Source organism: Pseudarthrobacter sp. TRD_SC_9 (assembly GCF_055361265.1).
In genome coordinates this window covers 1,994,172-2,020,564 of the sequence record NZ_CM143956.1, presented here as the reverse complement: position 1 = coordinate 2,020,564, position 26,393 = coordinate 1,994,172, and the positions used below count along the sequence as shown (strand labels likewise).

Annotated in this window: 24 protein-coding genes; 18 read left to right on the top strand and 6 right to left on the bottom strand. The window is 62.7% G+C overall.

All coding sequences use genetic code 11. The annotated features are described in order from the left end of the window. The first annotated feature begins 25 nt into the window (after positions 1-25). Positions 26-1,252, top strand: coding sequence for a radical SAM family heme chaperone HemW (gene hemW, locus ACWA13_RS09450; protein ID WP_463933531.1), 1,227 nt, complete (start codon positions 26-28; stop codon positions 1,250-1,252). 34 nt (positions 1,253-1,286) lie between these two features. Here the strand turns inward: hemW and ACWA13_RS09445 are convergent, their stop codons facing one another. Together ACWA13_RS09445 and ACWA13_RS09440 are read right to left on the bottom strand one after the other, a co-directional pair. Beyond that, positions 1,287-1,706, bottom strand: a complete 420-nt coding sequence (locus ACWA13_RS09445) for a DUF4870 domain-containing protein (RefSeq protein WP_463933529.1) — start codon at positions 1,704-1,706, stop codon at positions 1,287-1,289. 77 nt (positions 1,707-1,783) lie between these two features. Beyond that, positions 1,784-2,644: a DUF3097 domain-containing protein gene (locus ACWA13_RS09440; RefSeq protein WP_463933527.1), complete on the bottom strand. Its 861-nt coding sequence runs from the start codon at positions 2,642-2,644 to the stop codon at positions 1,784-1,786. A 170-nt stretch (positions 2,645-2,814) separates the two neighbouring features. Between ACWA13_RS09440 and hrcA the strand changes: the two genes are divergently transcribed. Genes hrcA through ACWA13_RS09425 form a run of 3 tightly spaced genes read left to right on the top strand, consistent with a single transcriptional unit; the run spans position 2,815 to position 5,777 of the window. Further along, positions 2,815-3,828: a heat-inducible transcriptional repressor HrcA gene (hrcA, locus tag ACWA13_RS09435; RefSeq protein WP_463933526.1), complete on the top strand. Its 1,014-nt coding sequence runs from the start codon at positions 2,815-2,817 to the stop codon at positions 3,826-3,828. A gap of 51 nt (positions 3,829-3,879) precedes the next feature. Beyond that, a complete protein-coding gene (dnaJ, locus tag ACWA13_RS09430) occupies positions 3,880-5,007 on the top strand; it encodes a molecular chaperone DnaJ (protein WP_463933524.1) in 1,128 nt (375 codons plus the stop codon). Positions 5,008-5,009: 2 nt separating this feature from the next. Next, entirely contained in the window at positions 5,010-5,777 is a 768-nt protein-coding gene (locus tag ACWA13_RS09425) for a 16S rRNA (uracil(1498)-N(3))-methyltransferase (protein WP_463933522.1), read from the top strand. A 14-nt stretch (positions 5,778-5,791) separates the two neighbouring features. Here the strand turns inward: ACWA13_RS09425 and ACWA13_RS09420 are convergent, their stop codons facing one another. Continuing rightward, complete coding sequence (locus tag ACWA13_RS09420) at positions 5,792-6,742, bottom strand: GerMN domain-containing protein (RefSeq protein WP_463933520.1); 951 nt, start codon at positions 6,740-6,742, stop codon at positions 5,792-5,794. A gap of 343 nt (positions 6,743-7,085) precedes the next feature. Here ACWA13_RS09420 and ACWA13_RS09415 point away from each other — a divergent pair, with 343 nt between their 5' ends. The 5 genes from ACWA13_RS09415 (at position 7,086) to ACWA13_RS09395 (ending at position 12,592) form a co-directional block, all read left to right on the top strand. Beyond that, entirely contained in the window at positions 7,086-8,171 is a 1,086-nt protein-coding gene (locus ACWA13_RS09415) for a PhoH family protein (protein ID WP_463933518.1), read from the top strand. Next, the gene (gene ybeY, locus ACWA13_RS09410; RefSeq protein ID WP_463933517.1) at positions 8,168-8,641 is read left to right on the top strand and encodes an rRNA maturation RNase YbeY; all 474 of its coding nucleotides are present in this window, start codon (positions 8,168-8,170) and stop codon (positions 8,639-8,641) included. Before ACWA13_RS09415 ends, ybeY begins: the two co-directional genes overlap by 4 nt. Further along, complete coding sequence (locus ACWA13_RS09405; protein ID WP_463933515.1) at positions 8,638-9,969, top strand: hemolysin family protein; 1,332 nt, start codon at positions 8,638-8,640, stop codon at positions 9,967-9,969. Before ybeY ends, ACWA13_RS09405 begins: the two co-directional genes overlap by 4 nt. Next, entirely contained in the window at positions 9,953-10,912 is a 960-nt protein-coding gene (era, locus tag ACWA13_RS09400; RefSeq protein WP_463933514.1) for a GTPase Era, read from the top strand. Before ACWA13_RS09405 ends, era begins: the two co-directional genes overlap by 17 nt. 213 nt (positions 10,913-11,125) lie before the next feature. Next, positions 11,126-12,592 carry an LCP family protein gene (locus tag ACWA13_RS09395; protein ID WP_463933512.1) on the top strand — a complete coding sequence of 489 codons (1,467 nt, stop codon included), beginning with the start codon at positions 11,126-11,128 and terminating at the stop codon, positions 12,590-12,592. 29 nt (positions 12,593-12,621) lie between these two features. Here ACWA13_RS09395 and ACWA13_RS09390 read toward each other — a convergent pair whose 3' ends face one another. Continuing rightward, positions 12,622-14,574, bottom strand: coding sequence for a M13 family metallopeptidase (locus ACWA13_RS09390; RefSeq protein WP_463933510.1), 1,953 nt, complete (start codon positions 14,572-14,574; stop codon positions 12,622-12,624). A 252-nt stretch (positions 14,575-14,826) separates the two neighbouring features. On the opposite strand from ACWA13_RS09390, the gene leuA reads away from it, so the two are divergent. From leuA to ACWA13_RS09375, 3 genes are all read left to right on the top strand, one after another. Further along, on the top strand, positions 14,827-16,569 hold the full coding sequence (leuA, locus tag ACWA13_RS09385) for a 2-isopropylmalate synthase (RefSeq protein WP_463933508.1): 1,743 nt from the start codon (positions 14,827-14,829) through the stop codon (positions 16,567-16,569). Between the two features lie 131 nt (positions 16,570-16,700). Next, the gene (recO, locus tag ACWA13_RS09380; RefSeq protein ID WP_463933506.1) at positions 16,701-17,453 is read left to right on the top strand and encodes a DNA repair protein RecO; all 753 of its coding nucleotides are present in this window, start codon (positions 16,701-16,703) and stop codon (positions 17,451-17,453) included. A gap of 2 nt (positions 17,454-17,455) precedes the next feature. Further along, entirely contained in the window at positions 17,456-18,280 is an 825-nt protein-coding gene (locus ACWA13_RS09375; RefSeq protein WP_463933504.1) for an isoprenyl transferase, read from the top strand. 9 nt (positions 18,281-18,289) lie between these two features. Here ACWA13_RS09375 and ACWA13_RS09370 read toward each other — a convergent pair whose 3' ends face one another. After that, positions 18,290-19,273: an alpha/beta hydrolase gene (locus tag ACWA13_RS09370; RefSeq protein WP_463933502.1), complete on the bottom strand. Its 984-nt coding sequence runs from the start codon at positions 19,271-19,273 to the stop codon at positions 18,290-18,292. A gap of 52 nt (positions 19,274-19,325) precedes the next feature. Between ACWA13_RS09370 and ACWA13_RS09365 the strand changes: the two genes are divergently transcribed. Continuing rightward, positions 19,326-20,402 (top strand): quinone-dependent dihydroorotate dehydrogenase, encoded by a 1,077-nt coding sequence (locus ACWA13_RS09365; protein WP_463933500.1) that lies wholly within the window; start codon positions 19,326-19,328, stop codon positions 20,400-20,402. 77 nt (positions 20,403-20,479) lie between these two features. On the opposite strand, the gene ACWA13_RS09360 is transcribed toward ACWA13_RS09365, so the two are convergent. Beyond that, on the bottom strand, positions 20,480-21,079 hold the full coding sequence (locus ACWA13_RS09360; RefSeq protein ID WP_463933499.1) for a DUF3043 domain-containing protein: 600 nt from the start codon (positions 21,077-21,079) through the stop codon (positions 20,480-20,482). A gap of 61 nt (positions 21,080-21,140) precedes the next feature. On the opposite strand from ACWA13_RS09360, the gene ACWA13_RS09355 reads away from it, so the two are divergent. From ACWA13_RS09355 to ACWA13_RS09335, 5 genes are all read left to right on the top strand, one after another. Beyond that, positions 21,141-22,571 carry a M20/M25/M40 family metallo-hydrolase gene (locus tag ACWA13_RS09355; protein ID WP_463933497.1) on the top strand — a complete coding sequence of 477 codons (1,431 nt, stop codon included), beginning with the start codon at positions 21,141-21,143 and terminating at the stop codon, positions 22,569-22,571. A gap of 151 nt (positions 22,572-22,722) precedes the next feature. Further along, positions 22,723-23,109, top strand: a complete 387-nt coding sequence (locus tag ACWA13_RS09350; RefSeq protein WP_463933495.1) for a HesB/IscA family protein — start codon at positions 22,723-22,725, stop codon at positions 23,107-23,109. Positions 23,110-23,295: 186 nt separating this feature from the next. Continuing rightward, positions 23,296-24,168, top strand: coding sequence for an aa3-type cytochrome oxidase subunit II (ctaC, locus tag ACWA13_RS09345; protein ID WP_463933493.1), 873 nt, complete (start codon positions 23,296-23,298; stop codon positions 24,166-24,168). 10 nt (positions 24,169-24,178) lie between these two features. Then, positions 24,179-25,897, top strand: coding sequence for an aa3-type cytochrome oxidase subunit I (ctaD, locus tag ACWA13_RS09340; protein ID WP_463933491.1), 1,719 nt, complete (start codon positions 24,179-24,181; stop codon positions 25,895-25,897). Beyond that, on the top strand, positions 25,894-26,295 hold the full coding sequence (locus ACWA13_RS09335) for a cytochrome c oxidase subunit 4 (protein ID WP_463933489.1): 402 nt from the start codon (positions 25,894-25,896) through the stop codon (positions 26,293-26,295). Before ctaD ends, ACWA13_RS09335 begins: the two co-directional genes overlap by 4 nt. Positions 26,296-26,393: the final 98 nt, after the last annotated feature.

Genomic DNA, 26,393 nt, shown 5'->3' with positions numbered 1-26,393 from the left:
CCGGACTCCGGGCAGGCCGGCCGGCATGCCTAGCGCCCTTCCGCTCGGAGACCCGGCACCTGCTGACGGACTGCTGCCCGCGCAGGTGCTGGACGGCGTCGATACCCGCAGCTTCGGGCTGTACGTTCACATCCCGTTCTGCGCCGTCCGCTGCGGCTACTGTGACTTCAACACCTACACGGCTACCGAGCTGGGCGGCGGTGCGTCCCAGGACGCCTACGCTTCCACGGCCATGTCGGAATTGGAGTTTGCTTCCAGAGCGCTGGCGGGGTCGGGGCTGCCGGCCCGGCCGCTCAACTCCGTGTTTTTTGGCGGCGGAACCCCCACGCTGTTGCCTGCAGAGGACCTCGCACGCATCCTGAAAGCCGCCGTTGCCCATTGGGGCCTGGTCCCCGGGGCCGAGGTCACCACCGAAGCCAACCCGGATTCCGTATCGCTCGAATCTCTGCAGTTGCTTGCCGATGCCGGCTTCACCCGGGTGTCGTTCGGCATGCAGTCGGCTGTTCCGCACGTCCTGAAGGTCCTGGATCGGACCCACACTCCCAGCCGAGTCCCGCTTGCTGTGCAGTGGGCCCGCCAGGCGGGGCTCGCTGTCAGCCTTGACCTGATCTATGGCACGCCGGGGGAGTCGCTGGCGGACTGGCGGCTCTCGGTCGAAACTGCGCTCTCCTACGGCCCGGACCACATCAGCGCCTATGCCCTGATTGTGGAGGAGGGGACGAAGCTCGCAGCCCAGATCCGGCGCGGCGAGGTTCCCGGAATCGACGACGACGACCACGCAGCCAAGTACGAACTCGCGGATGAGCTGATCACTGCCGCAGGCCTGGGCTGGTACGAGGTCAGCAACTGGGCGCGCGGCCCGGAGCAGCAATGCCGGCACAACCTCGCGTACTGGCGTGGTGATGACTGGTGGGGGATCGGGCCAGGTGCCCACTCGCACGTCGGTGGTGTGCGCTGGTGGAACGTCAAGCACCCCACCGCCTATGCAGGCCGGCTCGCTGCTGGTTCCTCGCCGGCCGCCGGACGGGAAACGCTCGACGCCGGAACCAGGAACGTCGAGCGCGTCCTCCTGGAGGCGCGCCTTGCATCAGGGCTGGAGATCGAATCCCTGGGCAGCGGACGGCAGGCGATTGCCGGGCTCATTGCCGATTCACTGATCGACCCGGCCGAGGCTTTTGCAGGCAAGCTGCTACTGACGCTTAAAGGCAGGTTGCTGGCTGACGCCGTCGTCCGCCGAATTTTGCCCGACTGACACGTTGCCGGCTGAAATCGGCCGGGGTTGATTACTACTTGATCAGGCGCAGGTTGTACTGGTAGCGGTGCGGCTGGCCCCGGTTAACGTGGATGCCGGCGGAAACCGAGAAGCATGTCAGGGTGATCCAGATCAGCGTGGCGATGACGGCAAAGAGGTTGCCGATTCCCGGAATGAACAGCAGCAGGTTGGCCAGAACGGCAGCGACTGTGGGCGGAAGCGTAAAGTTGAGGGCTTCTTTGGACTCCTGCGCCGTAAAGGGCCCACGGTCCTTGAAGATCAGGTAAATCACCAGCGACGGAATGCAGCCCAGGATCCCGCCGAAGTGGGCGAGCGTTGCCCACTGGCGGTCCTCGTTCGCGGTCAGCGGGAGGGCGTTCGCGGGCACGCCGTGATACTCGGGACTGCCACTGGCGGGCTGGGTGTCCCTGTTGTCGCGCGCGTTCTCTGCCACGGTTATGTCCTTTTCGGTGCTGCGGAGGGTGTTAGTGCAAGAATACTTGGTGATTCACGGTTCCCTTGCAGCGGCCATCAGGGTGCCGTGAGGAAATCGATGACTTCTTCCACCCGCCCGAGCAGCGACGCTTCAAGATCGGCATAGCTGGTCACCGCGGACAGCAACTTCTGCCAGCCCAGCCCGATGTCCTCCTTGGTGGAATGCGGCCAGCCGAAAGCTGCGAGAATGCCGGTCTTCCAGTCCTGGCCGCGGGGCACCACCGGCCACGCAGGTATACCCAGGACCGCCGGCCGGATTGCCTGCCACACGTCGACATAAGGGTGGCCAACAATCAGTACGTTGCCAGCCGCGCCGGGGGAGCCCATCACGTCACTTGCGATCCGCGATTCCTTGGAGTCCGGAACCAGATGGTCCACCAGGATGCCGAGCCGGCGGCCGGGGCCGGGGCCAAAGGCCGTGACAGCGCCCGGGAGATCGTCGATGCCATGCAGCGGTTCGACGACGATTCCTTCCGCCCGGAGGTCATCGCCCCAGACCTTCTCCACGAGTTCGGCGTCGTGCTTTCCCTCGACCCAGATCCGGCTGGCCTTTGCCACCTGGGCGCGTTGTCCGGCAACGCGCACCGAACCGGAAGCGGTTCTTTGGCTGCCGGTTCTTGCTCCTGCTGTTCCCGCAGTGCGGGGAACCGGCGGGTCGAGCCTGATGGGCTGGCCCTCCAGGAGGAAGCCGTAACCCAGCTTGAAGGATCGAGGCTTGCCGCGCCGGTCCTCCAGCACCACCAAGTGCATCCCGCCGGATTTTTCCACCCGCGTTACGGCTCCCACCCAGCCCGATTGCACTTCCTCAAGGACCATGCCCCGTTCCACCGGGACGGCGGGAAGTTCTGTCCGCGCCGGCGCGGACAGATCCTGCGGACCCCAATTCTGGTACTGCATCCTGGTTTCCAGCCTCACGCCACATACCGGGCGGATTTCGCCCGGAGCGGTACCAATGCTAACAACGCGGCGAGTCATATTAGACTGGCACTTGGGCATGTCGAGTGCTAACACCCTCGCAGCCATCAGCAATACACCAGTCATGAGCGACCATCGAACGGAGGTAGACAATGAGCGATCCACGCAAACTGGAGGTACTGCGGGCCATAGTGGAGGACTACGTCCACTTCCGCGAACCGGTGGGATCAAAAGCGCTGGTTGAACGCCACCACCTTGGCGTATCCAGCGCCACCATCCGCAATGACATGGCGGCGTTGGAGGACGAAGGGCTTATAACGGCCCCTCATACCAGCGCAGGCCGCGTACCCACGGACAAGGGCTACCGGCTCTTCGTCGACCAGATTTCGGCGGTTAAACCGTTATCTCCGGCAGAGCGCCGGGCCATCCAGACGCTCCTTGAGGGCTCGAACGATCTCGACGACGTTCTGGACCGGACCGTGCGGCTGCTGTCGCAGCTGACCAACCAGGTTGCAGTGGTCCAGTACCCTCAGCAAAGCCGGGCGCAGGTGAGGCACATTGAATTTGTGCTGCTGGCCCCGCGCCGGGTGCTGGTGGTCCTGATCGCCACGACAGGAAAGGTGGAACAACGGGTCATCGATGTCGGTTCCGATATCGGTGAGGAGGGCCTCGCAGCCCTCCGGGCCGGTTTCCTTTCGGCCACCCACGGCACGCTGCTCAGTCAGCTCCCGCAGACGCTGCCTGCCGCCGTCGCTGCGGCTGCTCCCGTCCACCGTGCTGCCGCCAATACGCTGGCGCAGGGACTGGAAGCACTCGCGCAGGGCAGCAGGGAAGAACGGATGGTCATGGCCGGAACAGCGAACCTCGCCCGTTCCAACGTCGACTTTCCGCTGAGCATCGGGCCGGTCCTGGAAGCCCTGGAAGAGCAGGTGGTCATGCTCAGGCTCCTCAGCGAGATGGCCCAGGATCCCCGCGGTGTCGCCGTCAGTATCGGACGGGAGAACCCTTACGACGGCCTGGCAGAGGCTTCCGTGGTCGCCACGGCGTATGGACCTGACAGTTTGGCAAAAATTGGCGTCCTGGGACCCACCCGCATGGATTATCCCACCACCATGGCTGCCGTTCGGGCCGTGGCGCGCTATCTTTCGCGCATTCTTGGACCGTAGGGTCCGCAGCATCTTCGAAGTAAAGCTTGACAACAGGAAGAGAAATCAGACTTGAGCAGCCACTACGACGTCCTTGGGGTTTCACCGGAAGCCACCGGGGAGGAAATCAAGAAGGCTTACCGAAAGCTGGCACGGACACTTCACCCGGACGTCAACCCGGGTGAGGACGCCTCTGACCGGTTCAAGGCCGTCACGCACGCCTACGAGGTTCTTTCCGATCCGCAGAAGCGCCGGGTCTACGACACCACCGGTAACGAGAACGGCACCGACAACGGCTTTGGCGGAGGCCAGTACGCTGGCCAGGGCTTCGCGTTCCAGGACATTTTTGACACCTTCTTCGGTGCCGGTGGCACGGCCGGACCCGCCTCCAGGGTGCGTCGTGGTCAGGACGCCTTGATCAGCGTCCGCATTGACCTCCGGGACGCCGTGTTCGGCGTCAACAAGAAGCTGGAAGTGGATACCGCCGTCGTGTGCCCCACGTGCGATGGCAGCTGCTGCCGCGAGGGCACCTCCCCGGAACGCTGCGACGTCTGTGGCGGCAGCGGCCAGATCCAAAGGGCGGTCCGGTCCATCCTGGGTCAGGTTATGACGGCGGCACCGTGCGGCAGTTGCGAGGGCTTCGGTACCGTGATCAAGGATCCCTGCAACGAATGCAACGGCCAGGGGCGGATCAGGAGCCGCAGATCCATCACCATTAAGGTTCCGGCGGGTGTAGCCACCGGTACCCGCATCCAGCTCTCAGGGCAGGGTGAAGCCGGGCCGGCAGGCGGTCCGGCCGGTGACCTTTATGTCGAGATCCGCGTAAATAGCGATTCCACCTACGTCCGGGATGGCGACGATCTCCACGCCACCCTCAACATCCCCATGACCGCTGCGGCCCTTGGGACGGAAATCAGCCTCGAGACCTTCGACGGCCTGCAGGAGATCGACGTCAAGGCCGGCACGCAGTCCGGTGAAATCATTACGCTTCGTGGACTCGGCGTCACGCACTTGCGCGGCTACGGCCGTGGCGACCTGAAGGTGCACCTCCAGGTAGAGACTCCAACGAGGCTCGATGCCACCCAGGAGGACCTCCTGCGCCAGTTGGCGAAGCTTCGCGGCGAGCAGTTCACTGAGGGGAAACTCGCGGCCAGTGGAGGCGTGTTCGCTAAGCTGCGTGACCGGCTGGGCAACCTCTAGCAATGACCAATCCTGTCTTCTTCACCCCCAAGGGTGCTCTTGCGGACGTCCGGCCAGGTTCTACGTTCGTCCTGGAGGGCCCGGAGGCAAGGCATGCGGTGACCGTCAAGAGACTTGCCGTAGGCGAGCCGGTTGACCTCGCCGACGGCAGTGGCAACCGCATCAGCGGAACAGTGGCCACTGCCGCCCCCGGGGAGTTGAGCGTCGACTGCCTCACGGTGACCGTTGAGCCCGAACCAGCACTCCGGTTGGTGTTGGTGCAGGCACTTGCCAAAGGAGACCGGGATGAGCTTGCCATCGAGATGGCCACTGAACTTGGTATCGATGGTGTGATCCCCTGGCAGTCCGAACGTTCCATCGTCCGCTGGAAGGCGGATCGTGCGGCAAAGGCTCATGCCAAGTGGGAGTCGGTGGTAGCAGCCGCGGCCAAGCAGGCGCGTCGTGCCTGGATTCCGGGCGTGGAATCAATCGTCGACACCGCCGGACTGGCCAGGCAGGCAGCGGCGGCAGACCTTGCGGTGATCCTGCATGAGGATGCCGTCCGGCCGCTACGCTCAGTTCTTGAGGACTGGACCAGCCGGACCGGGCCGTCCCCCAGTGGCAGGATCCTGTTGATTGTTGGACCGGAGGGCGGGATCGCTGCCCGTGAAGTGACCCGGTTGTGCGGCGCCGGTGCCGTGACTGCACTGCTGGGCCACCACGTGCTGCGGTCCTCGACGGCAGGGCCTGCCGCTGCCGTAGTGGCCAATGACATTCTGGGCCGCTGGTAGGCCCTGGGCCGCCGCTAACCTACGTTGAACTTTCTGGTGTCCGTATACAGGGAAAGCTCCGCCGATTCGGCAGCAATGCGCGAGACCCGCAGCTGGTACGTTCCCCGTTCCAAGGCCAGGTCCAGCGTGAACACCCCGGCCGAACCGGCATCCGCCGCGCTGGTGGTTTCGCCGCTCAGATAGATGCTGGATTGTCCGTTGCTTTCCCGGAGCAATTGCCAGCGAAGGCGGTCGCCCTGGTCCGTGCTTCGGCCCGTTACTTTCACGGTGCCGCTGGGGACGTTGACGTTTTCCTGCGGATCAGTGATCCAGATTGGCGCAACGAGGCCTGCCGTCCGGGCCATCGGCGCGCCCAGCCGGATGTGGCCGAAGGCCTGATAATCAGGGTGTCCGTCAACCAACACCACGACCTGGATCTGCTGGCTGGTGTCCACCAGGCCGGAACTTGCCGCGGCCGCTGTCGCGGTGTGCACCAGTTGTTGAACGGCGAGTTCGGCCATTCCGGCATCCAGGGTGCTGTTGAAAGCGTCTTCCGAGACGTCAACGGTAATGATGTTCTGGCCGGAAATCGAAGTTTCCAGTTCCTTCGGATTTTGCCAGGAGGTGAAGAAGTCCGGGTCAAGGGGCGTCTCGGACATCATCGCCCTGAGCGCCCGGGTCACGGGATTGTCCTGTTCGGGGACATCACGGAATTCCCTGTACAGGAAGACATGCTCACCGCTTCGGCCGATCCAGTAGATGGGCGCTTTGTTGGACGATTGCGTCGTTTCCAGCGGGGCGTTCGACGCCGGCACGGACAATGAGGAATAGCCCGGACCGGGAGCACCCGGGGAGGTGGCCGATCGTGAGGCGGGACCGGCCACACAGGAGGACATGGCCAGGGCAAGCGGGATCACGACAACCAGCGCGGCGGCGCGGCGAAACAGGCCCGGGGGCTGCGTCCTGCCGGTTGCCGCCACAGGCACAGCGATGTGTCGATCCTTGATGGGAGTGCCTTTCGTTCTGCTCGCTGGTTCGTCCAGATTCGTCCAAGTCCGTTCACGGTGCGCAGCGATGTCCGCTCGGCCGGAAGAGACGCTTTCCAGCATTACATACACCGTCGGCTGGGGCTCGTGGATTCCGGGCTCTGCCAACAACTGCAACGGGAACGATATGAGGCTGATACGAAGTTGATACCTGATCACCGAATCATTTCGGCACCGGGCCGGTTGCTTCCAGGGGCCGCCGGGCCGGCTCACTGGCGTAAGATGGAGGAACATTCAGAGTCAGTATTCAACGGGAGGAACCCAAGGCCTGCTGGCCGTCACCATGACTGAATCATCCAACGGAAAACGCCGCAGCGTCAGCCCCGGCGAGCCAAGCACAGGGGAATTCCCGCACACCTTGCCCGGTATTCGCACGGAAGTGGTCTACTTCGAGGATTCCGACCAGATGGTCCAGTCGTTGGGCAGCCATGATGAGGCGCTCCGTTTCATCGAGGAACAGTTCCCGTCCGTCAACTTCCATGTCCGCGGCAATGAGCTCACCATTGCGGGCCCCACAGCGGACGTTCCGCGTATCATGCGCCTGCTTGAGGAGGTCCGCGGCCTCGTTGCGCGGGGGACCACCATCAGCCCTGACGTGCTGCAGCAACTGGTTGCCCTGTTGAAGTCGCAGTCCACGCAGAACCCTGTGGACGTCCTGACGCACGACATACTTTCAAGCCGCGGCCGCACCATTCGGCCAAAAACCCTGAACCAGAAGAATTACGTAGATTCCATAGATGCCAACACCATAATTTTTGGCATCGGTCCGGCAGATACGGGAAAGACATACCTCGCCATGGCCAAAGCGGTGCAGGCGCTGCAGCAAAAGGAAGTCAGCCGTATCATCCTGACCCGGCCTGCAGTCGAGGCCGGCGAGCGGCTTGGCTTCCTGCCAGGCACCCTGAGCGATAAGATCGACCCCTACCTCCGGCCGCTCTACGACGCCCTGCACGACATGATTGATCCGGAATCCATTCCCCGGCTGATGGCCGCAGGCACCATTGAAGTCGCCCCGCTGGCCTACATGCGCGGCCGTACGCTCAATGACGCCTTCATCATCCTGGATGAAGCGCAGAACACCACCCCGGAGCAGATGAAGATGTTCCTCACCCGCCTTGGATTCGGTTCGAAGATGGTGGTCACGGGCGACATCACCCAGGTGGATCTTCCCACCGGTAGCCGGTCCGGGTTGCGGATCGTCCAGGAGATACTCACTGGCATTGATGACGTCAATTTCTCCATCCTTGATGCGGCCGACGTCGTACGCCACCGGCTGGTGGGCAACATCGTCAAGGCGTACAGCGACTGGGACGACGTCCAGGAGCAGAGGGCGGCGCGGTCCAGGGAGACCGGAGGAGCCAAAGTATGAGCATCGAAGTTAACAACGAATCCGGGATTCCTGTCGAGGAGAACGAGCTTGTCGCCTTGGCGCGCTACATCTTCGAACAGCTTTACATCCACCCCCAGGCAGAGTTGTCCGTCCTGCTGGTGGACGAGACCGCCATGGAGAAGCTTCACCTGGAGCTCATGGACGAGCCAGGGCCCACCGACGTGCTGTCCGTCCCCATGGACGAGCTGACGCCTGGTGCTCCCGGGCGGCTGACGCCGCAAGGCATGCTGGGCGACATCGCCATCTGCCCGCAGGTAGCGGAAGACCAGGCGCGCAATGCAGGACACTCCACCCAGGATGAAATGCTGCTCCTGACTACACACGGCATCCTCCACCTGCTTGGCTACGACCATGCCGAGCCGGAGGAGAAGGCAGAAATGTTCGGCCTTCAGCGGGAACTGCTCGCCGGATTTACGGGCAAGGAAGCGCCGGCAGAGACTACACAATGACCATTCTTTTCCTGGTCGTCATGGCGCTCGTTTTTCTCGGCGCCGCAGCAGTTCTTACCGCGGCAGAGGCGGCCTTCAATTTCCTGCCCCGCCATGATGCCGAGGCGTTCCTGACCAATGGCCGCGGCAAGGCAATGAAACGCATCCTGGCCCAGCCTGTTGCCCACATCCGGGCCCTGCGTTTCTGGCGGATCTGGTTTGAAATGGCCTCCGCTGTCGCAGTTGCCGTGCTTTTGCACAGCGTCCTGGATAACGTCTGGCTCGCAGGCCTGGCAGCTACGGGCATCATGGCGCTCCTGGGCTTTGTGATTGTGGGAGTTTCGCCCCGCCAGATCGGCCGCCTGCATGCGGTGGGCGTTGCCCGTTTAACCGCCCCGCTGATCAGTTCGCTGACCATGGTCCTGGGCCCTGTCCCGGGTTGGCTGGTGAGCATTGGCAGTGCTGCCGCGCCAGGCGCACCAGGCGGTGATGAAGCTTTCTTCAGTGAGCAGGAGTTCCGTGAGCTGGTGGACCGGGCCACAGAGTCGGACGTCATCGAGGACGATGAAGCGGAGATGATCCAGTCCGTGTTCGACTTCGGCGACACCCTCGTCAGGGCTGTCATGGTGCCGCGCACGGACATTGTGAGTATTGAGGCCGGCGCAGACCTGAAGGACGCCATGTCGCTTTTCCTTCGCTCAGGCTATTCGCGGGTACCGGTCATCGGCGAAAACAACGATCACATCCTGGGGATCGTGTATCTCAAGGATGTGGCCGCCGTACTCCACCACAGCGGGGCAGGGGATGCCATTCCGCCTGTCGAGGCGCTGGCCCGGGAGGTGCGCTACGTGCCGGAATCCAAGCCGGTAAGTGATCTCCTGAAGGAACTCCAGAAGGAATCAACGCACGTCGCCATTGTCATCGACGAGTACGGAGGCACAGCGGGACTGGTGACGCTGGAGGACCTCATCGAGGAAATCGTCGGCGAGATTGTTGACGAGTACGACACCGAGTCTGCCGAGGCCGTGGAACTCGAGGACGGTTCCTACCGGGTCAGCGCCCGCCTGGGCATCGATGACCTTGGTGAACTGTTCGACATCGAACTTGAGGACGATGAAGTGGATACCGTTGGCGGGCTCCTCGCGAAATCGCTGGGCCGCGTGCCAATCGTTGGCAGCTCCGTGGAGGTCGGCGGAATCTCCCTGCGGGCTGAGCGGCCGGAAGGCCGCCGTAACCGGGTCAGTCATATAATTGCAGCCCGGGTTCCCGAATTTGATGCCGAATTGACCGAACACCTTTACAAGACAGCATTAACCCAGCAGGGAGTTCCACATGAGCAAGAAGAATAAGCCCACCGAACCCGATGATTTCGGTGGCTACCGGGCGGGATTCGCCGTGCTCGTGGGACGCCCGAACGCCGGCAAGTCCACGCTGACCAACGCCTTGGTGGGCAGCAAGGTAGCCATCACCTCGGCCAAGCCGCAGACCACCCGGCACACCATCCGTGGCATTGTCCACCGTGAGGATGCCCAACTCATTCTGGTGGATACGCCGGGACTGCACCGTCCGCGGACATTGCTGGGAAAACGCCTGAACGACCTCGTGGCGGATACCCTCTCCGAGGTGGACGCCATTGGGTTCTGCCTGCCGGCCAACGAGAAAATCGGGCCCGGCGACAAATACATCGCCGCCCAGCTGGCAGCTGTTGGCAACAAGCCGATAGTGGCAGTCGTGACCAAGGCGGACACCGTCGACAGGCAGGCGCTTACTGAGCAGTTGCTTGCCGTCGCCGGGCTTGGCCGCGAAGTCCTGGGCGAAGAGGGCTGGCGGGACATCGTGCCCGTCTCCGCTACCGATGGCTTCCAGGTCTCCACCGTTGCCGACATCCTGATCGGTCACATGCCGCCGTCGCCGCCGTTGTACCCGGACGGTGAATTGACTGATGAGCCTGAGGCCGTGATGGTGGCAGAACTCATCCGTGAGGCAGCGCTGGAAGGCGTCCGGGATGAGCTTCCGCACTCTCTGGCCGTGGTGGTGGAGGAAATCCTCCCCAGGGAAGGCCGCCCGGAGGACAACCCGCTCCTGGACGTCAGGGTGAACCTGTACGTTGAACGGCCGTCGCAGAAGGCGATCATCATTGGCAAGGGGGGCAGCCGCCTGCGCGAGGTAGGCACCAACGCCAGGAAGGGAATCGAAGCCTTACTGGGGACCCGCATCTACCTTGATCTTCATGTCAAAGTGGCCAAGGACTGGCAGCGGGACCCGAAACAGCTGGTGAAGCTCGGCTTCTAGCAGGGGGCCGACGCGGCCGGGCTTACGGCATTCTCCCAGCCTTGAAGGCTAGGATAGGCCGAATTTGGTTTTGAAGAAAGGGACGTACACGTGGGGCAAGGCCGCGCAACTGGCGATGACGGTGCCGACATATCGAAGGACACCGGACAGTTCTCCAAGCACACGGAAACAACCGCCGTCGGGGCTGCCAGGCATCTCGGGAAGAATCGGGGAATGCCTGGTTGGCTCAAAGTTGTTACTTGGGTGGCGTCCCTTGCCCTGCTGTCAGCTGTGGTGTTCGCCGGGTACTGGTTCATCCGGCTGCAGTCCAATCTCAGCACAGCCCCGCTGAACGCGGGAGGTGCGCCAACGGACAAGATCGATGAGGCCACCGACCGTATGCAGATCCTCATTCTCGGATCGGACACCCGGGACGGTGCCAACGCTCAATACGGCAGCGTTGAGGACTCAACAGGCTATGGCCAGTCCGACGTCATGATGATGATGGACATCTCGGCAGATAATGCCCGGGTGAGCGTCATCAGCTTTCCCCGGGACCTAATGGTGAACATCCCTGAATGTACTGACCACAAGACGGGGACCACCTATCCGGCGCGCACCGGAGCAATGATCAACGAGGCCATGGCCCAGGCAGGTATCGGCTGCGCGGTGGACACCGTGAACAAACTCACCGGCCTGGAAGTGGACCACTTCATGATGGCCGACTTCAAGGCCGTCACGGAGCTTTCCAATGCGGTCGGCGGCGTCGAGGTCTGCGTCAGCGATCCTGTCTTCGATCCGGATTCCAGGCTGCAGCTGCCGGCAGGAACGTCATCGGTCCAAGGCGAGATGGCACTCTCCTGGCTCCGCAGCCGCCATGCCTTTGAAGACGGCAGTGACTTGGGCCGGATCAAGGCCCAGCAGGCCTTCCTGTCATCCTTGACCCGTAAGGTAAAGGATGACGGCACCTTGTCCGATCCGGCAAAAGTGTTGAACATTGCAGACGTTGTCACGAGGAATCTCACCCTGGACGAAGGCTTTGCTTCTCCGGCAGCCTTGGTCAAGGCCGGCACCCGCCTCAAGGATATCGACATCAGTAAAGTCGCCTTCGTGGCCGTACCCACTGGTCCAAGTGTCTTGGATCCGAACCGCCTCGATCTGGCTCAGCCGGCAGCGTCGCAGCTGTTTGCAGCTCTGCGTGAAGACGTTGACCTGACCGATCCCACGGGTTCGGAAAGCCCGACGCCGACTCCCACCGGTGAGCCCACCTCCGGTCCCACTGCAACGGAGTCTGTTCCGGTCGAACAGCCCGCAGAGGCCGCGTACGACAAGGCGCTGCAGCCTGTGTCGGTCGCCAATGGATCCGGGGTGCCCGCCCGCTACCAGGAAATTGCGGGCGCGCTGATTGCTGACGGGTTTACGCAGCTCACTGAAGCTGCCGCCGCCCCGGTTGAACAGACTGTGGTTTATTACGGCGCCGAATTCGCTGATGTTGCGGCAGACATAGCCGCCCTGTTCGGTATTCCGGACGCGCAGCTCATCGCATCCACCAGCGTCTACGGCGTCCAGCTGTACGTAGGCACGGATTTTGCTGCCGGCCCGCAGTATGGGGCCGTAGCCCTGCCACCGGACGTCGTTAACCAGACCGCCAGCGATGTGGTCTGCCAGCAGGTCAACCCCTTCCTCATCGACCGGGGCTGAGCCGATCAATGAGGAAGGACCGGGGCCGGCTACCAGATGCTGACGCGCTCTTCGGGCGGCATCCACATGCCGTCGCCTTCCATAACGTCGAACGCGTCGTGGAATGGGTCGAGGTTTTTCGCGATGGCGTTGGTGCGGAATTCGTTGGGGGAGTGCGGGTCCGTGGCAAGCCGGCGGATTGCTTCCTCGGTCCGGATGACCTGGCGCCAGCCGGCCGCCCATGAAGCGAAGAACCTCTGCTGGCCGGTCAGCCCGTCCAGGACGTCCGGTTCCTTGCCTTGGAGACTGATCAGGTAGGCCTTGTACGCGATGGTGAGGCCGCCTAGGTCGCCGATGTTTTCACCGAGGGTGAGTTTGCCGTTGACATAGTGGCCGGGCGCAGCATAAGGGGACAGCGCATCGAACTGGGCAACAAGCCGGGCAGTCAGTTTCTCGAACGCCGCCCGGTCCTGCTCTGTCCACCAGTTGCGTAAGGCCCCATCGCCGTCGAACTGGGAACCCTGGTCATCAAAACCGTGGCCGATCTCGTGCCCGATCACAGCCCCGATTCCGCCGTAATTAACGGCGTCGTCGGCGTCGGCGGTGAAGAACGGCGGCTGCAGGATGGCGGCCGGGAAGACGATCTCGTTAAGCATCGGGTGGTAGTAGGCGTTGACGGTCTGCGGCGTCATGAGCCATTTCTTCCGGTCCACCGGCTTGCCTACCTCATCGAGGTGGCGGTCGACGTCGGCATTGTGGGCCCGCTCCACGTTCCCCAGCAGGTCGCCGGGATCGATGTCCACATCGGAATAGTCGATCCATTCGTCCGGGAAGCCAATCTTGGGGCGGAAGGCATCCAGTTTTCGCAGCGCCTCGGCTTTGGTTGCGTCACCCATCCACGTCAGTCCGGTAATGCTTTCCCGGTATGCCTCGATGAGGTTGGCCACCAGGGTTTGCATGCGGGCCTTGTGCGTTTCCGGGAAATGCCGTGCCACGTAAATCTGTCCCACGGCCTCACCGAGGGCGGCCTCCACGACGGCGACTCCGCGCTTCCAGCGGTCCTTGTTCCTGGGTGTGCCGCTCAGTGTGGTGCCGTAGAAGGCGAAGTTCTGCTGCACGAATGCCGCCGAAAGATAGGGCGCGGCAGAGCCGATGACCCGCATGGCGAACCACTCCTGCCAAGCCTGAAGGGGCTCAGACTGCAGCAGCGATGCTGCCCCGGAGAAGAAATCGGGAGTGCTGACCACGAGTTCCTGCCGCTTGTCCCGGCCGACGCCGGCGGCGCTGAACCAGGAATCCAGGGGCGGGAAGAGGCCGGCGGCGGCGGCGGCCGTCAGGAGGTTGTAGGTCTTTTGCGGATCGCGGAGCGTCACGTTATCCCAGTGATGTGAAGCGAGCTGTGTTTCCAGCGCGACGATGCGGGCAGCGGCGTCCTCCGGATCCGGGAGGGAGGCGAGCCTGAACATTGCCGCGATGTGCGTCTGGTAGGCGGCAACAACCTCGGCAAACTTCGATTCCCGGTAATACGATTCGTCGGGCAGGCCCAGTCCGCCCTGTCCGATGTAGAGCAGCACCCGGTCGGGATTCCCGGCGTCGGGGGCAGGATAGAGGTGGAACAGCCCGGAAACGTCCGAACGGAACAGCTTGCCTGCCAGCGAGATGACTTCATCGATATCGTTCGTGGCGTAGACATCGGCCAGTCGCTGGCTGATGGGAGCCATGCCCTTGGCTTCGATAGTGGCCTCATCCATGAAGCTGTTGTAGAGATCTCCGATCTTGCGCTCAATGCCGGTGGCTTCAGCCGCTTTGGCTGCAGCGTCAAGGATGATCTGCTTCACCGCCAGTTCGGCACCATCACGAAGTGCGGTGAAAGTGCCTTCCAGCGGCCGGTCATCGGGGATGTCAGTGCCTTTCAGCCATGTCCCGTTAACGTGCTGGTAGAGGTCGTCCTGGGGCCTGACGCCATAGTCGATGTTGGCGAGGTCGATTCCCGAAATGGGCACTGAAGCTCCTTGGAGGGACGGGCTGCGGCCGGGTCTGGGCCGTGCAGCGTCTGAAGGGTGGACGTTGCGGTGAACCTGCCCCTTCATCTTACGCACGCGTGCTACTCTCGAAATGTGCGCGCAGACCTGCTCCTTCTTAGCTGCCGCGGCGAGGCCTCAGACGCTATCTAGCTCAGGCCCACCCTCGCTGCGGAGTTTGTGTTGCCCGGCCACCCTTTCAAAGTTGAACCAGAGAAAAGGCCACACATAACCATGCGAAACGCACAAAAGCCCTCAGGAATGCCTGCCTACCGGTACCAGCCGTTCCAGGACCAGATCACTGTTGAGCTGCCGGACCGTACATGGCCGGACAAGCTCATCACCAAGGCGCCCCGCTGGTGTGCGGTGGATCTCCGGGATGGCAACCAAGCCCTCATCGACCCCATGAGCCCGGCCCGTAAAATGAAGATGTTCGATCTGCTGGTCCGCATGGGTTACAAAGAAATTGAAGTGGGCTTCCCGTCCGCGTCGCAGACCGACTTCGACTTTGTCCGCCAGCTGATTGAGGGCAACCACATTCCTGACGATGTCACCATCCAGGTGCTGACGCAGGCCCGGGAGCACCTCATCGAGCGAACGTATGAATCCCTCGTGGGTGCCAAGCAGGCCATCGTGCACCTCTACAACTCGACGTCGGTCCTGCAGCGCCGGGTGGTCTTCAACCAGGACGAGGACGGCATCCTGGACATCGCACTGCAGGGGGCGCGCCTGTGCAAGAAGTATGAAGAGACGCTGGTGGACACCCACATCACCTACGAGTACTCACCGGAATCCTTCACGGGAACCGAGCTCGCGTACGCGGTCAGGGTGTGCAACGCGGTAGCTGATGTCTTTGAGGCATCGGCTGACAGGCAGGTCATCATTAATCTGCCTGCGACTGTGGAGATGGCCACCCCCAACGTCTACGCCGACTCCATTGAGTGGATGAGCCGCCACCTGCACCCGCGGGAAGGCATCATTCTCTCGCTGCACCCGCACAACGACCGTGGCACCGGTGTGGCGGCCGCGGAACTCGGTTACCTGGCCGGCGCGGACCGGATCGAGGGCTGCCTGTTCGGCAACGGTGAGCGCACCGGCAACGTCGACCTGGTCACTCTGGGCCTGAACATGTTCGTCCAGGGCATTGACCCCATGATTGATTTCTCCGATATCGATGACATCCGCCGAACGGTGGAATACTGCAACCAGCTGCCAGTTCCGGAACGTGCTCCTTATGGCGGAGACCTGGTGTTCACGGCGTTTTCCGGATCGCACCAGGATGCCATCAAAAAGGGTTTCGAAGCGCTGGAGAAGGAGGCGGCGGCAGCAGGAAAGGACGTCGCCGACTTCACCTGGGCGGTACCGTACCTCCCCGTTGACCCCAAGGACCTGGGCCGGAGCTACGAGGCCGTGATCCGGGTGAATTCGCAGTCCGGCAAGGGCGGGGTGGCGTACCTGCTCAAAAACGAGCACAGCCTGGACCTGCCCCGCCGCGCGCAGATCGAGTTCTCCGGTGTGATCCAGAAGCGTACGGATACCGTTGGCGGCGAGGTCAGCGGTGCACAGCTGTGGCAGCACTTCCAGGATGAGTACCTGCCGTCCAGTGATCCGGATACCCAATGGGGACGCTACTCGCTGGGAGCCATCAGCACCGAAACAGATGAGGACGGCGGCATGACCCTGAGCACCAACCTGGGCGTGGATGGCGCGCAGGTCCGACGCACCGGAAAGGGAACCGGCCCCATCGCCGCACTGCTGGACATCCTCGGCCAGGACGGCGTGGACGTCAGAGTCCTCGACTACAGTGAGCACGCACTGTCCGAAGGCGGCAACGCGTTGGCCGCATCCTACGTCGAATGTGCCGTGGGGGAGCGGGTCCTCTGGGGCGTGGGTATAGATGCCAACACCACGACGTCGTCCCTGAAGGCAGTGATTTCTGCGGTGAACCGCGCCGTCCGCGATGCCCAGGCCGGTTAACGCCTGATATCTCCAGAAAGTCGGGAACCGAAAACCGAATACAGCCGCAAGCAACAGCGTGCCACCGGATGCTTCCGGCGGCACGCTGTTGTCCAGTCGGCCTTCAGCCCCGGAGAGTGCGAAGATTAAGCGTGGCCCAACAATCCTTCGCTTCCCGCGCCTACCGTGACGACGGCGTGGTGCTGCGTACCCATAAGCTGGGCGAAGCTGACCGGATCATTACACTGCTCACCAAGCACCACGGCCAGGTCCGGGCGGTAGCCAAAGGCGTGCGGCGGACCAGCAGCCGGTTCGGCGCCCGGCTTGAACCCTTTATGGTGGTGGACCTCCAACTGGTTTCCGGCCGTTCCCTGGATATTGTGACGCAGGCCGAGGCCAAGGGCGCCTATGGCGGGGCCATCGCAGCCGATTACGGCCGGTACACAGTGGCTGCCGCCATGACGGAAACCGCGGAGAAACTGACGGACGTTGATGGTGAGGCCGGCACCGCGCAGTACAACCTGCTGGTGGGTGCATTGGCGACTTTGAGCCGCGGGGAACATACCCCCGGGCTGATTCTTGATTCCTACCTCCTCCGTGCTTTGGCAACCGGCGGCTGGGCTCCCAGCTTCACCGACTGTGCACGGTGCGGGCTGCCCGGCCCGCACACCGCCTTTGCCGCGCCGTTGGGAGGAATGGTGTGCCACGATTGCCGCCCTCCGGGATCGCCCTCGCCGGCTCCGGAAACAGTCCGCCTGCTCGGTGCCCTGCTGACGGGGGACTGGGCGACGGCCGATTCCTCCGAGGCTATCAACCGAAGGGAATCGGCAGGCATTGTGGCCGCTTACCTGCAGTGGCACCTGGAACGGGTGCTCAAATCCCTCAAACATGTGGAGCGTAACTGAAAGTGGCGTTAGGAAAAAATAAAAACGTACGACGCCGGGACACGCCAGTGGTGGCTCCGTATCCGCATCCTTCCGGTACCGTCGCACCGTCCATCCCTGCCGAGTTCATTCCCCGGCACGTGGCCATCGTGATGGATGGCAACGGGCGTTGGGCGAACCAGCGCGGCCTGCCCCGTGTGGAAGGCCACAAGGCCGGGGAGCCGGCGCTGCTCGACGTCGTTGCCGGTGCTATTGAGCTCGGCATTGAGTATGTAACGGTCTACGCCTTTTCCACCGAAAACTGGCGCCGTTCCCCCGAAGAGGTCCGCTTCCTGATGGGATTTAACAAGGACGTGTTACGACGCCAGCGGAACCAGCTGGACGAATGGGGTGTCCGGGTCAGGTGGTCCGGACGCCGCCCCAAGCTTTGGGGATCCGTCATCAGGGAGCTTGAGGAAGCCGAGGAATATACGGCGGGCAACAGCACCTGCACGTTAACCATGTGTGTTAATTACGGCGGCCGGGCCGAAATAACCGATGCCGTAGCCGCCATCGCAGGAGAGGTGGCCGCGGGTCGGTTGAAGCCCGGGGCCATCAGCGAGCGCACCATCCAGAAGTACCTTGATGAGCCGGACCTGCCTGATGTTGACCTGTTCCTGCGGAGCAGCGGCGAGCAGCGCCTCTCAAACTTCATGCTGTGGCAGTCGGCCTATGCCGAGTTTGTCTTCATGGACGTGCTCTGGCCTGATGTTGACCGCCGGACACTTTGGGACGCCGTCGAGATTTACGCCCAGCGCGACCGCCGTTATGGCGGGGCGGTGGATGCTGCCGTACCAGAGGGGCAGTAGGCGCGGAGTCTAATACGCCCGCAACCACCGGGCAACGCGGTCGAAAGCATCAGCCCGCACCGCGGGTGCGGACAGGAAGACGTCGTGCAGGGCGCCCTCCACCCGTTCCAGAGTCACCGAGTCGCCCAGGTTTGCTGCCTGTAGGGCAATGGCATTGACGTCCAGCACTGCATCGGTGCGCAGCATCTGCTCGCTCCAGACCATCCCGTTGCGGCTTGCCGCGGACAGGAGTACCAGCACAGGGACAGGAAGCCGCAGTCCGCTTGCCACCTGGGACTGTCCTGCAAGAACGGCCTTTAGCCAGGCCGCGCGGACAGGGAAAGCCTGCGGCGGCCGGTACCGCGGGTCCAGGGTCCATTCACCATCCGCATCTGAGCTGATGCTGCGCCAATAGAACTGGCGTTCCGGGAGCCGCAGCACGGCATCCGGGCGGAACCTCGCCATCGGACCCACCATGGTGTTAACCAGCCGCCGTGTCCACGGTCCGCGGTGCATTTCCAGCCACGGGCTGTTCAGGACCAGCCGGTTCACCCGCCCCGGATTGCGTTGGACCCAAAGAACGGCTACCAGCCCTCCCAGCGAATGACCCATCAACGTCACGTCTGCTCCGGGTGCACCGCCGGTGACGATCTCCAAAGCGGCGTCGATCTCGGCGTCGTAATCCCTCAGGTCTGCAACGAATCCCGGAGGAACGCCGTCCTGGAGGCTGCGCCCATGGTTGTGCATGTCCAGCGCATAAAAGTCGCGGCCGGACTCAGCCCAGAAGCCGGCCATGTCTGTATTGAAGAAGTAGTCGCTCCAGCCATGCAGGAAAAGCACCGCTTGACGGCCCGAGGTCCCCGCGGTTCCGGCAACACGGCCGGAAGGACTTGTTGCGGGGTTCTCCGGCACGTACCGGATCAGGGTTGCTGTCCTGGTAACGCCGTCCGGGCCTGTTGCACTGAGGGGGCGTGCTTCAAAACCGGTGCCGAGGATGTCCTCTGTCCACTCCATGGCACCAGCCTAGCCATTTGGTTTGTGACCCCCGAGGCGGAAAACTTGAGCCATGCGCATTTATCCCACCTTCTTCCGGCTTGCCTTCTCCTGGATGGACGCCGAACGTGCCCACAAAATTGGCTTCCGTGGCATCCGGCTCGCCCACGCCAGCGGCGTGGGCAGAATCCTGGAAAAGTTCACGGCGCCAGACCCGTCGCTGCAGACGACGGCATTCGGACTGACCTTCCCGTCCCCTTTCGGCCTCGCTGCCGGCTTTGACAAGGAAGGCCACGGCATCGAGGCCCTGACAAAGCTTGGTTTCGGCCATGTGGAGGTTGGAACCATTACCGGCCTGGCACAGCCCGGCAACCCACAGCCACGACTGTTCCGCCTGATCGAAGACCGGGCCGTGATCAACAGGATGGGTTTCAATAATGACGGCGCCACCGCTGTGGAGCCCAGGTTGAAGGCCGCCAGGGCAGCCCTGCAGCGCAGCCACCCCGGTGCCCGCCCGATCATCGGCGTCAACATCGGCAAGAGCAAAGTGGTGGAACTCGATGACGCCGTGTCCGACTACCTGCTAAGCGCACGGAGCCTTGCCCCGGCCGCGGATTACCTGGTGGTAAATGTGAGCTCACCGAATACTCCCGGACTGCGCCTGCTGCAGGACGTGCAGTCCCTTCGGCCGTTGCTGGAAGCTGTGGGCCGCGAAGCGGATGCGTCTGCCGGACGCCACGTGCCGCTGCTGGTCAAAATTGCGCCTGACCTCAGTGATGAAGACGTCGACGACGTCGCGAACCTCGCGCTGGACCTGGGCCTTGACGGCATCATCGCCACCAACACCACCATCAGCCGCGAAGGCCTGCTGGCCTCTCCGGAAAAAGTCGCGGCCTGCGGGGCCGGCGGCTTGTCCGGTGCGCCGGTGAAGCAGCGCTCATTGGCCGTGCTTCGCCGCTTGAAGTCGATCGTGGGGGACAGACTGGTTCTGATCGCCGTAGGCGGCGTGGAAACTGCCGACGACGTACTGGAACGGTTGGACGCCGGAGCCACTCTGGTTCAGGGCTACACGGCCTTCCTGTATGAGGGCCCATTCTGGGCCGCGAGGATTAACCGCGAGCTGGCCCGGAAGTGGAAGTCCGCCAGATGACCCGCTGGAACTAAAGCGAAACCCCCGGCCGTCCTAGTTCATAGGGCGACCGGGGGTTTCGTGTACAGCAAGTAAAATCAGGAAGGGTACTGGCCCCGGGAGACCAGGGGCTTGGGCAGCCGCAGCTTGCGGAACTGCAGGGAGCGCATGGAGCCATACCAGACAGTGCCGCGCTCCACGTCGCCGAACTTGGCGGTCAGCCGTTTGCGCAACTGGCGCGAAAGAATGAAGACGTCAACGAATACCGCCAGGAACATCACCCAGAACCCGCCCAGCACATAAATCATCTGTTCGCTGGTTGAAGGCACGAGCAGGGAAATGATCACGAAGACCAGTGCGCCGAACATCAGGAATTCGCCGAGGCTGAAACGTGCGTCCACGTAGTCGCGGGCGTAACGCTTCTGCGGTCCCTTGTCACGCAGCGGCAGGAATCTCTCATCACCGGTGTCCAGCGCCCGGCGCATTTTGAGCCGCTGCTCCTGGATGGCAGCCCGTTCGGCAGCTTTGGAGGCCTTCCGGTCCTCCGGCACCAGGGGACGCTTGCGGGCGGCTTCCTGGGTTTTGCGCTTGGGCGTTGGCGCGCCTTTACCCAACTGGGTCTCGGCCGCCGTCATTGCCTCAGCCTGCTGGTCTATGATTTCCTGCGCCGTCGGCGCTTCCTTTTTACGTCCAAACACCAGTACAGAATACCCTGCGGTCAGGGCCTTTCCTTGCCCGCTTGGCTGTAGGGTTTTGCCCATGACTTCACCAGTAGCGGACACCCCGCGCACTCCTGGACTGCCTCTCCGGCCCGTCGACCTGCAAGAACTGCGCGACACCGTCGGTACAGCTTTTCCCACCACTGTCGAACGGCTGAAAGAGCTCGTGGCCATCCCGGGAATCGCGTGGCCAAGCTTTGACCCGGCGCAACTTGACCGCAGCGCCGAAGCGGTCGCGGAACTGGTCAGGGCGGCTGGCCTGGAGGATGTCCGTATTCTTCGGAGCCCCAAAGAAGACGGCACCCCCGGCGGACCCGCAGTAGTGGCCCGGCGCGAGGCTGCTCCGGGAAAGCCCACCATCCTCCTTTACGCCCACCACGACGTCCAGCCGCCCGGCGATCCGGCGTTGTGGGAATCAGAACCCTTTGCCGCCGTCGAACGCGATGGCCGCCTCTACGGGCGCGGCGCGGCTGACGACAAAGCCGGAGTCATGGCCCATCTCGGCGCCTACGCGGCCGTCACCGAAGTGCTCGGCGAGGATTTCGGCGTCGGCGTCACCTTCTTCTTCGAGGGGGAGGAAGAAGCGGGTTCGCCCACCTTCCGGCCTTTCCTGGAAGCACACCGCGACCTGTTGCAGGCTGATGTCATTGTTGTCGCCGACTCCAGCAACTGGCAGGTGGGCGTGCCGGCGTTGACCACCAGCCTGCGCGGCCTGGTGGACGGAACGATTGAAGTCAGGGTCCTTGAGCATGCTGTCCACTCAGGAATGTTCGGCGGGCCGGTACTGGATGCACCCACCTGCCTGGCCCGTCTCATTGCAACCTTCCATGACGCCCGCGGCGAGGTTGCCATCCCCGGCCTGGTGAGCCGGGATGAAGCCATGGTGGACATGACTGAAGAGGACTTCCGCAGGGACGCCTCCGTCCTGGACAGCGTCCGGCTTGCCGGCACCGGCAGCATCGCCTCCCGGCTCTGGACCAAGCCCGCGCTGTCCATTATCGGAATTGACGCCCCCGCCGTGGACGTTGCGTCCAATACGCTCATTCCCACCGCCAAGGCCAAGTTCAGCCTGCGGCTCGCGCCCGGCCAGAATCCGGCAGCGGCAATGGAGGCCGTGAGGCAGCACGTGATGGACAACGCACCTTTCGGTGCCAGCGTCGTCTTCACTCCCGGTGAAACCGGTGAACCGTTCAGCACCGACACAGGATCTTCCGCGGCCGGCGCCGCCATGTGGGCCTTGGGGGAGGCCTGGGGGGTGCCGGCCGTGGAGACCGGAATTGGCGGTTCCATTCCCTTCATCGCGGACCTCCTGCAGGTGTACCCGCAGGCCCAGATCCTGGTGACGGGCGTCGAGGATCCGGATTCGAGGGCGCACAGCGCCAACGAGTCCCTGCACCTGGAGGATTTCCGGAAGGCCATCGTGGCCGAAGCGTTCATGCTGGCCAAGCTGAACGAGTCCGGCCTCAACTGAACCGGGAACAAGCAACGAGCCGTATCAGTTACGTCTGAAGTTAGAGCAATACCTCTGACCGACGTAGCATATAGCTATAGCCCATACCGTATCCGCAGGGTCAGGCACCGCATTGGCGGCGCCGCCGGGACCATCCTAAGAAGGTAGGCCAATGAGCACCACCACCAACGAGAACAGCACCGCCGCCGCCGAGGCAAGTGCAGAGCTGCCCGCGCATGAGGTCGCTCTGACCGACGTTGCCGCCGGCAAGGTCCGCAGCCTCCTGGAACAGGAAGGGCGCACCGATCTCCGCCTCCGCGTGGCTGTCCAGCCGGGCGGCTGCTCGGGCCTCATCTACCAGCTGTACTTTGATGAGCGGATCCTCGACGGCGACGCCGTCCGCGACTACGACGGCGTCGAAGTTGTGGTTGACAAGATGAGCGTGCCGTACCTTAGCGGCGCCAGCATCGATTTCGAAGACACCATCTCAAAGCAGGGCTTTACCATCGACAACCCCAATGCGGGCGGCTCCTGCGCCTGCGGCGATTCGTTCCACTGACGCGGACGCTTCGCCCGGTGCCGGCACCGTGCGTCTGTTGCGGGTGATTGCAACGGACGCACGGTGCCGGCATGTGGGCGAAATGCCCGGGGGAGTTGTAAGCTCTACACCGAGTAGTAAAACTTTTTAGTGTGTCCCGGGAGCCATCGGCCGACGGGTGACAGCAACAAGTAGGAAGGGCCGTCTGTGAGTTCGCAGAACCGAACCGGCAGCCGACGCAAAACGATCACTACGATCACTGGACTGGCAATGGCCGGCGCGTTGGTTTTGACTGGATGTTCGCCAGAGGTAGAGAAGGGGTGGCTGCCTACCGAACGGGGCACCACCAGCAACACTGACCGGATCATGGACCTCTGGGTCAACTCATGGATCGCAGCCCTGGCAGTTGGCATCATCACCTGGGGCCTGATGGTCTGGTGCATAGTTGCCTACCGGCGGCGCAAGGGAACTGTCGGGTTCCCCAAGCAGATCAGCTACAACCTGCCGATCGAAGTTTTTTACATCGTGATTCCCGTTTTCATGGTGCTGGTCTTCTTCTACTTCACAGACCGTGACCAGCAAGCGATCGATGACCGCTCCCAGCCCGCGGAGGTCGTCGTCGACGTCCGCGGTAAGCAATGGGCATGGGACTTCAATTACAAGTCCGGCGACGTTATCTCCGAAGATGTTTACGAGTCCGGCGTACAGGCACACCTGACCGGTGACGTCATCGACAAGGAAGAGCTGCCCACTCTCTACCTGCCGGTCAACCGGTCCGTAGAGCTGGAGCTCAACGCACGGGACGTCATCCACTCCTTCTGGGTCCCTGCCTTCCTCCAGAAGCGCGACATGATTCCCGGCAAGACCAACTATCTCCGGTTCACTCCCACAGCAGAGGGAACCTTTGACGGTAAATGTGCAGAACTTTGCGGCGAATACCACTCCGAAATGCTGTTCCGCGTGAAGGTTGTCTCCGAGGCAGAATTTGACGCCCACATCGAGGAACTTCGCGAGGCAGGCAACACCGGAGCCCTCGGCGCGGAGTACGACCGCAACCCGAACCAGATCGAAACGGAGTAAGGGCAGCGACGTGGCAACTTACACAGCATCCCCGGGTGTCCTTGAGACTCCCGTAGTACCAAAATCCAAGGGGCGCGTTGTCGTCAATTGGATTACCTCCACAGACCACAAGACCATCGGGTACATGTACCTGATCGCGTCCTTTGTGTTCTTCTGCTTCGGCGGCGTCATGGCCCTGCTGATCCGCGCCGAGCTCTTCGAGCCCGGCATGCAGATCCTGCAGACCAAGGAACAGTACAACCAGCTCTTCACCATGCATGGCACCATCATGCTGCTGATGTTCGCTACACCGCTGTTCGCTGGCTTCGCCAACGTCATCATGCCGCTGCAGATCGGTGCCCCGGACGTCGCATTCCCGCGCCTGAATGCACTGGCTTTTTGGTTCTTCCTCTTTGGTTCAACCATCGCGGTCTCCGGCTTCATCACCCCGCAGGGTGCCGCCTCGTTCGGCTGGTTCGCCTATGCGCCGTTGTCCAACACCACGTTCAGCCCGGGCGTGGGTGGTGACCTCTGGGTGTTCGGCCTGGCACTGTCCGGCTTCGGAACCATCCTTGGTGCGGTCAACTTCATTACCACCATCATCTGCATGCGTGCCCCGGGCATGACCATGTGGCGGATGCCGATCTTCACCTGGAACACGCTGGTCACGGCCATCCTGGTCCTGATGGCTTTCCCGCCGCTGGCTGCCGCACTCTTCGCCCTCGGCGCTGACCGCCGCTTTGGTGCCCACATCTTCGATCCTGAGAATGGTGGGGCCATCCTTTGGCAGCACCTGTTCTGGTTCTTCGGCCACCCTGAGGTCTACATCATCGCCCTGCCGTTCTTCGGCATCGTGTCGGAGATCTTCCCCGTTTTCAGCCGCAAGCCGATCTTCGGCTACAAGGGCCTCGTCTACGCGACCATCGCCATTGCGGCGCTTTCCGTGACCGTTTGGGCACACCACATGTACGTGACGGGATCAGTACTGCTTCCGTTCTTCGCGTTTATGACCATGCTGATCGCAGTTCCAACAGGTCTGAAGTTCTTCAACTGGATCGGCACCATGTGGCGGGGCTCGCTGACGTTCGAAACCCCCATGCTCTGGAGCATCGGCTTCCTGGTGACGTTCCTCTTCGGCGGCCTGACCGGCATCATCCTGGCCTCCCCGCCGCTGGACTTCCACGTCTCGGATTCCTATTTCGTGGTGGCTCACTTCCACTACGTGGTGTTTGGCACGGTTGTCTTCGCCATGTTCGCCGGCTTCTACTTCTGGTGGCCGAAATGGACCGGCAAGATGCTCAACGAACGCCTGGGCAAGATCCACTTCTGGATGCTCTTCCTCGGATTCCATGGAACGTTCCTCATCCAGCACTGGCTGGGTGTCGAGGGTATGCCTCGCCGGTATGCTGACTATCTTGTGGAGGACAACTTCACCTGGATGAACCAGTTCTCTACGGTGTCATCGTTTGTCCTGGGTGCCTCGTTGATCCCGTTCTTCTGGAACGTCTTCGTCACCGCACGGTCGGCACAAAAGGTCGAGGTTGATGATCCCTGGGGCTTCGGTGCTTCGCTCGAATGGGCTACGTCATGCCCGCCGCCGCGGCACAACTTCAAGTCGCTGCCCCGTATCCGGTCGGAACGTCCTGCGCTGGACCTGCACCACCCGGAACTTTCCCAGCGGTACACTGCTGAGTCGCCCGAGCCTGTTGCCCATGCCCTGGGTAACGCGGACCAGAAGGACGAGAAGTGAAAATTGAAACTTGGCTCTTTGGCACCGGGGTTTTCTTCTTCTTCCCCGTTGCGGCAATCTACGGCTTCCTAACCGACTGGAACGAATGGGTTGGCTTCCTCGGGATTATGCTCGTGGGCGGTCTTGCAGGAATGATCGGCGCGTATCTCGGCTTCACAGGGAAGCGGATCGGGCTGCGTCCCGAAGACCGTAACGACGCCGAGATCCATGAAGGTTCCGGCGAACAGGGACACTTCAGCCCCTGGAGCTGGTGGCCGCTGGTCCTGGGCCTGGCCTGTGCAGGCGGGTTCCTTGGCATGGCTGCTGGCTTCTGGATTACGTTTATCAGTGCCGGCCTTGCAGTTATCGCCCTTGTTGGCTGGGTTTACGAATACAGCCGCGGAGATCACGCGCACTAGATTCTCCATGTCAACAATAAAGCGGGCCCCACCAGATGGTGGGGCCCGCTTTGTCGTTAAGACCCCGGCATCCCGGCCGCCTGGACCGTAAAGCCGCA

Excerpts from the sequence above, each read along its gene's own strand:
- hemW (WP_463933531.1), top strand. The coding sequence starts at position 26 with ATGCCTAGCGCCCTTCCGCTCGGAGACCCGGCACCTGCTGACGGACTG.
- ACWA13_RS09440 (WP_463933527.1), bottom strand. The coding sequence starts at position 2,644 with ATGCAGTACCAGAATTGGGGTCCGCAGGATCTGTCCGCGCCGGCGCGG.
- hrcA (WP_463933526.1), top strand. The coding sequence starts at position 2,815 with ATGAGCGATCCACGCAAACTGGAGGTACTGCGGGCCATAGTGGAGGAC.
- ACWA13_RS09425 (WP_463933522.1), top strand. The coding sequence starts at position 5,010 with ATGACCAATCCTGTCTTCTTCACCCCCAAGGGTGCTCTTGCGGACGTC.
- ACWA13_RS09415 (WP_463933518.1), top strand. The coding sequence starts at position 7,086 with ATGACTGAATCATCCAACGGAAAACGCCGCAGCGTCAGCCCCGGCGAG.
- ybeY (WP_463933517.1), top strand. The coding sequence starts at position 8,168 with ATGAGCATCGAAGTTAACAACGAATCCGGGATTCCTGTCGAGGAGAAC.
- ACWA13_RS09405 (WP_463933515.1), top strand. The coding sequence starts at position 8,638 with ATGACCATTCTTTTCCTGGTCGTCATGGCGCTCGTTTTTCTCGGCGCC.
- era (WP_463933514.1), top strand. The coding sequence starts at position 9,953 with ATGAGCAAGAAGAATAAGCCCACCGAACCCGATGATTTCGGTGGCTAC.
- ACWA13_RS09395 (WP_463933512.1), top strand. The coding sequence starts at position 11,126 with ATGCCTGGTTGGCTCAAAGTTGTTACTTGGGTGGCGTCCCTTGCCCTG.
- leuA (WP_463933508.1), top strand. The coding sequence starts at position 14,827 with ATGCGAAACGCACAAAAGCCCTCAGGAATGCCTGCCTACCGGTACCAG.
- ACWA13_RS09370 (WP_463933502.1), bottom strand. The coding sequence starts at position 19,273 with ATGGAGTGGACAGAGGACATCCTCGGCACCGGTTTTGAAGCACGCCCC.
- ACWA13_RS09365 (WP_463933500.1), top strand. The coding sequence starts at position 19,326 with ATGCGCATTTATCCCACCTTCTTCCGGCTTGCCTTCTCCTGGATGGAC.
- ACWA13_RS09355 (WP_463933497.1), top strand. The coding sequence starts at position 21,141 with ATGACTTCACCAGTAGCGGACACCCCGCGCACTCCTGGACTGCCTCTC.
- ACWA13_RS09350 (WP_463933495.1), top strand. The coding sequence starts at position 22,723 with ATGAGCACCACCACCAACGAGAACAGCACCGCCGCCGCCGAGGCAAGT.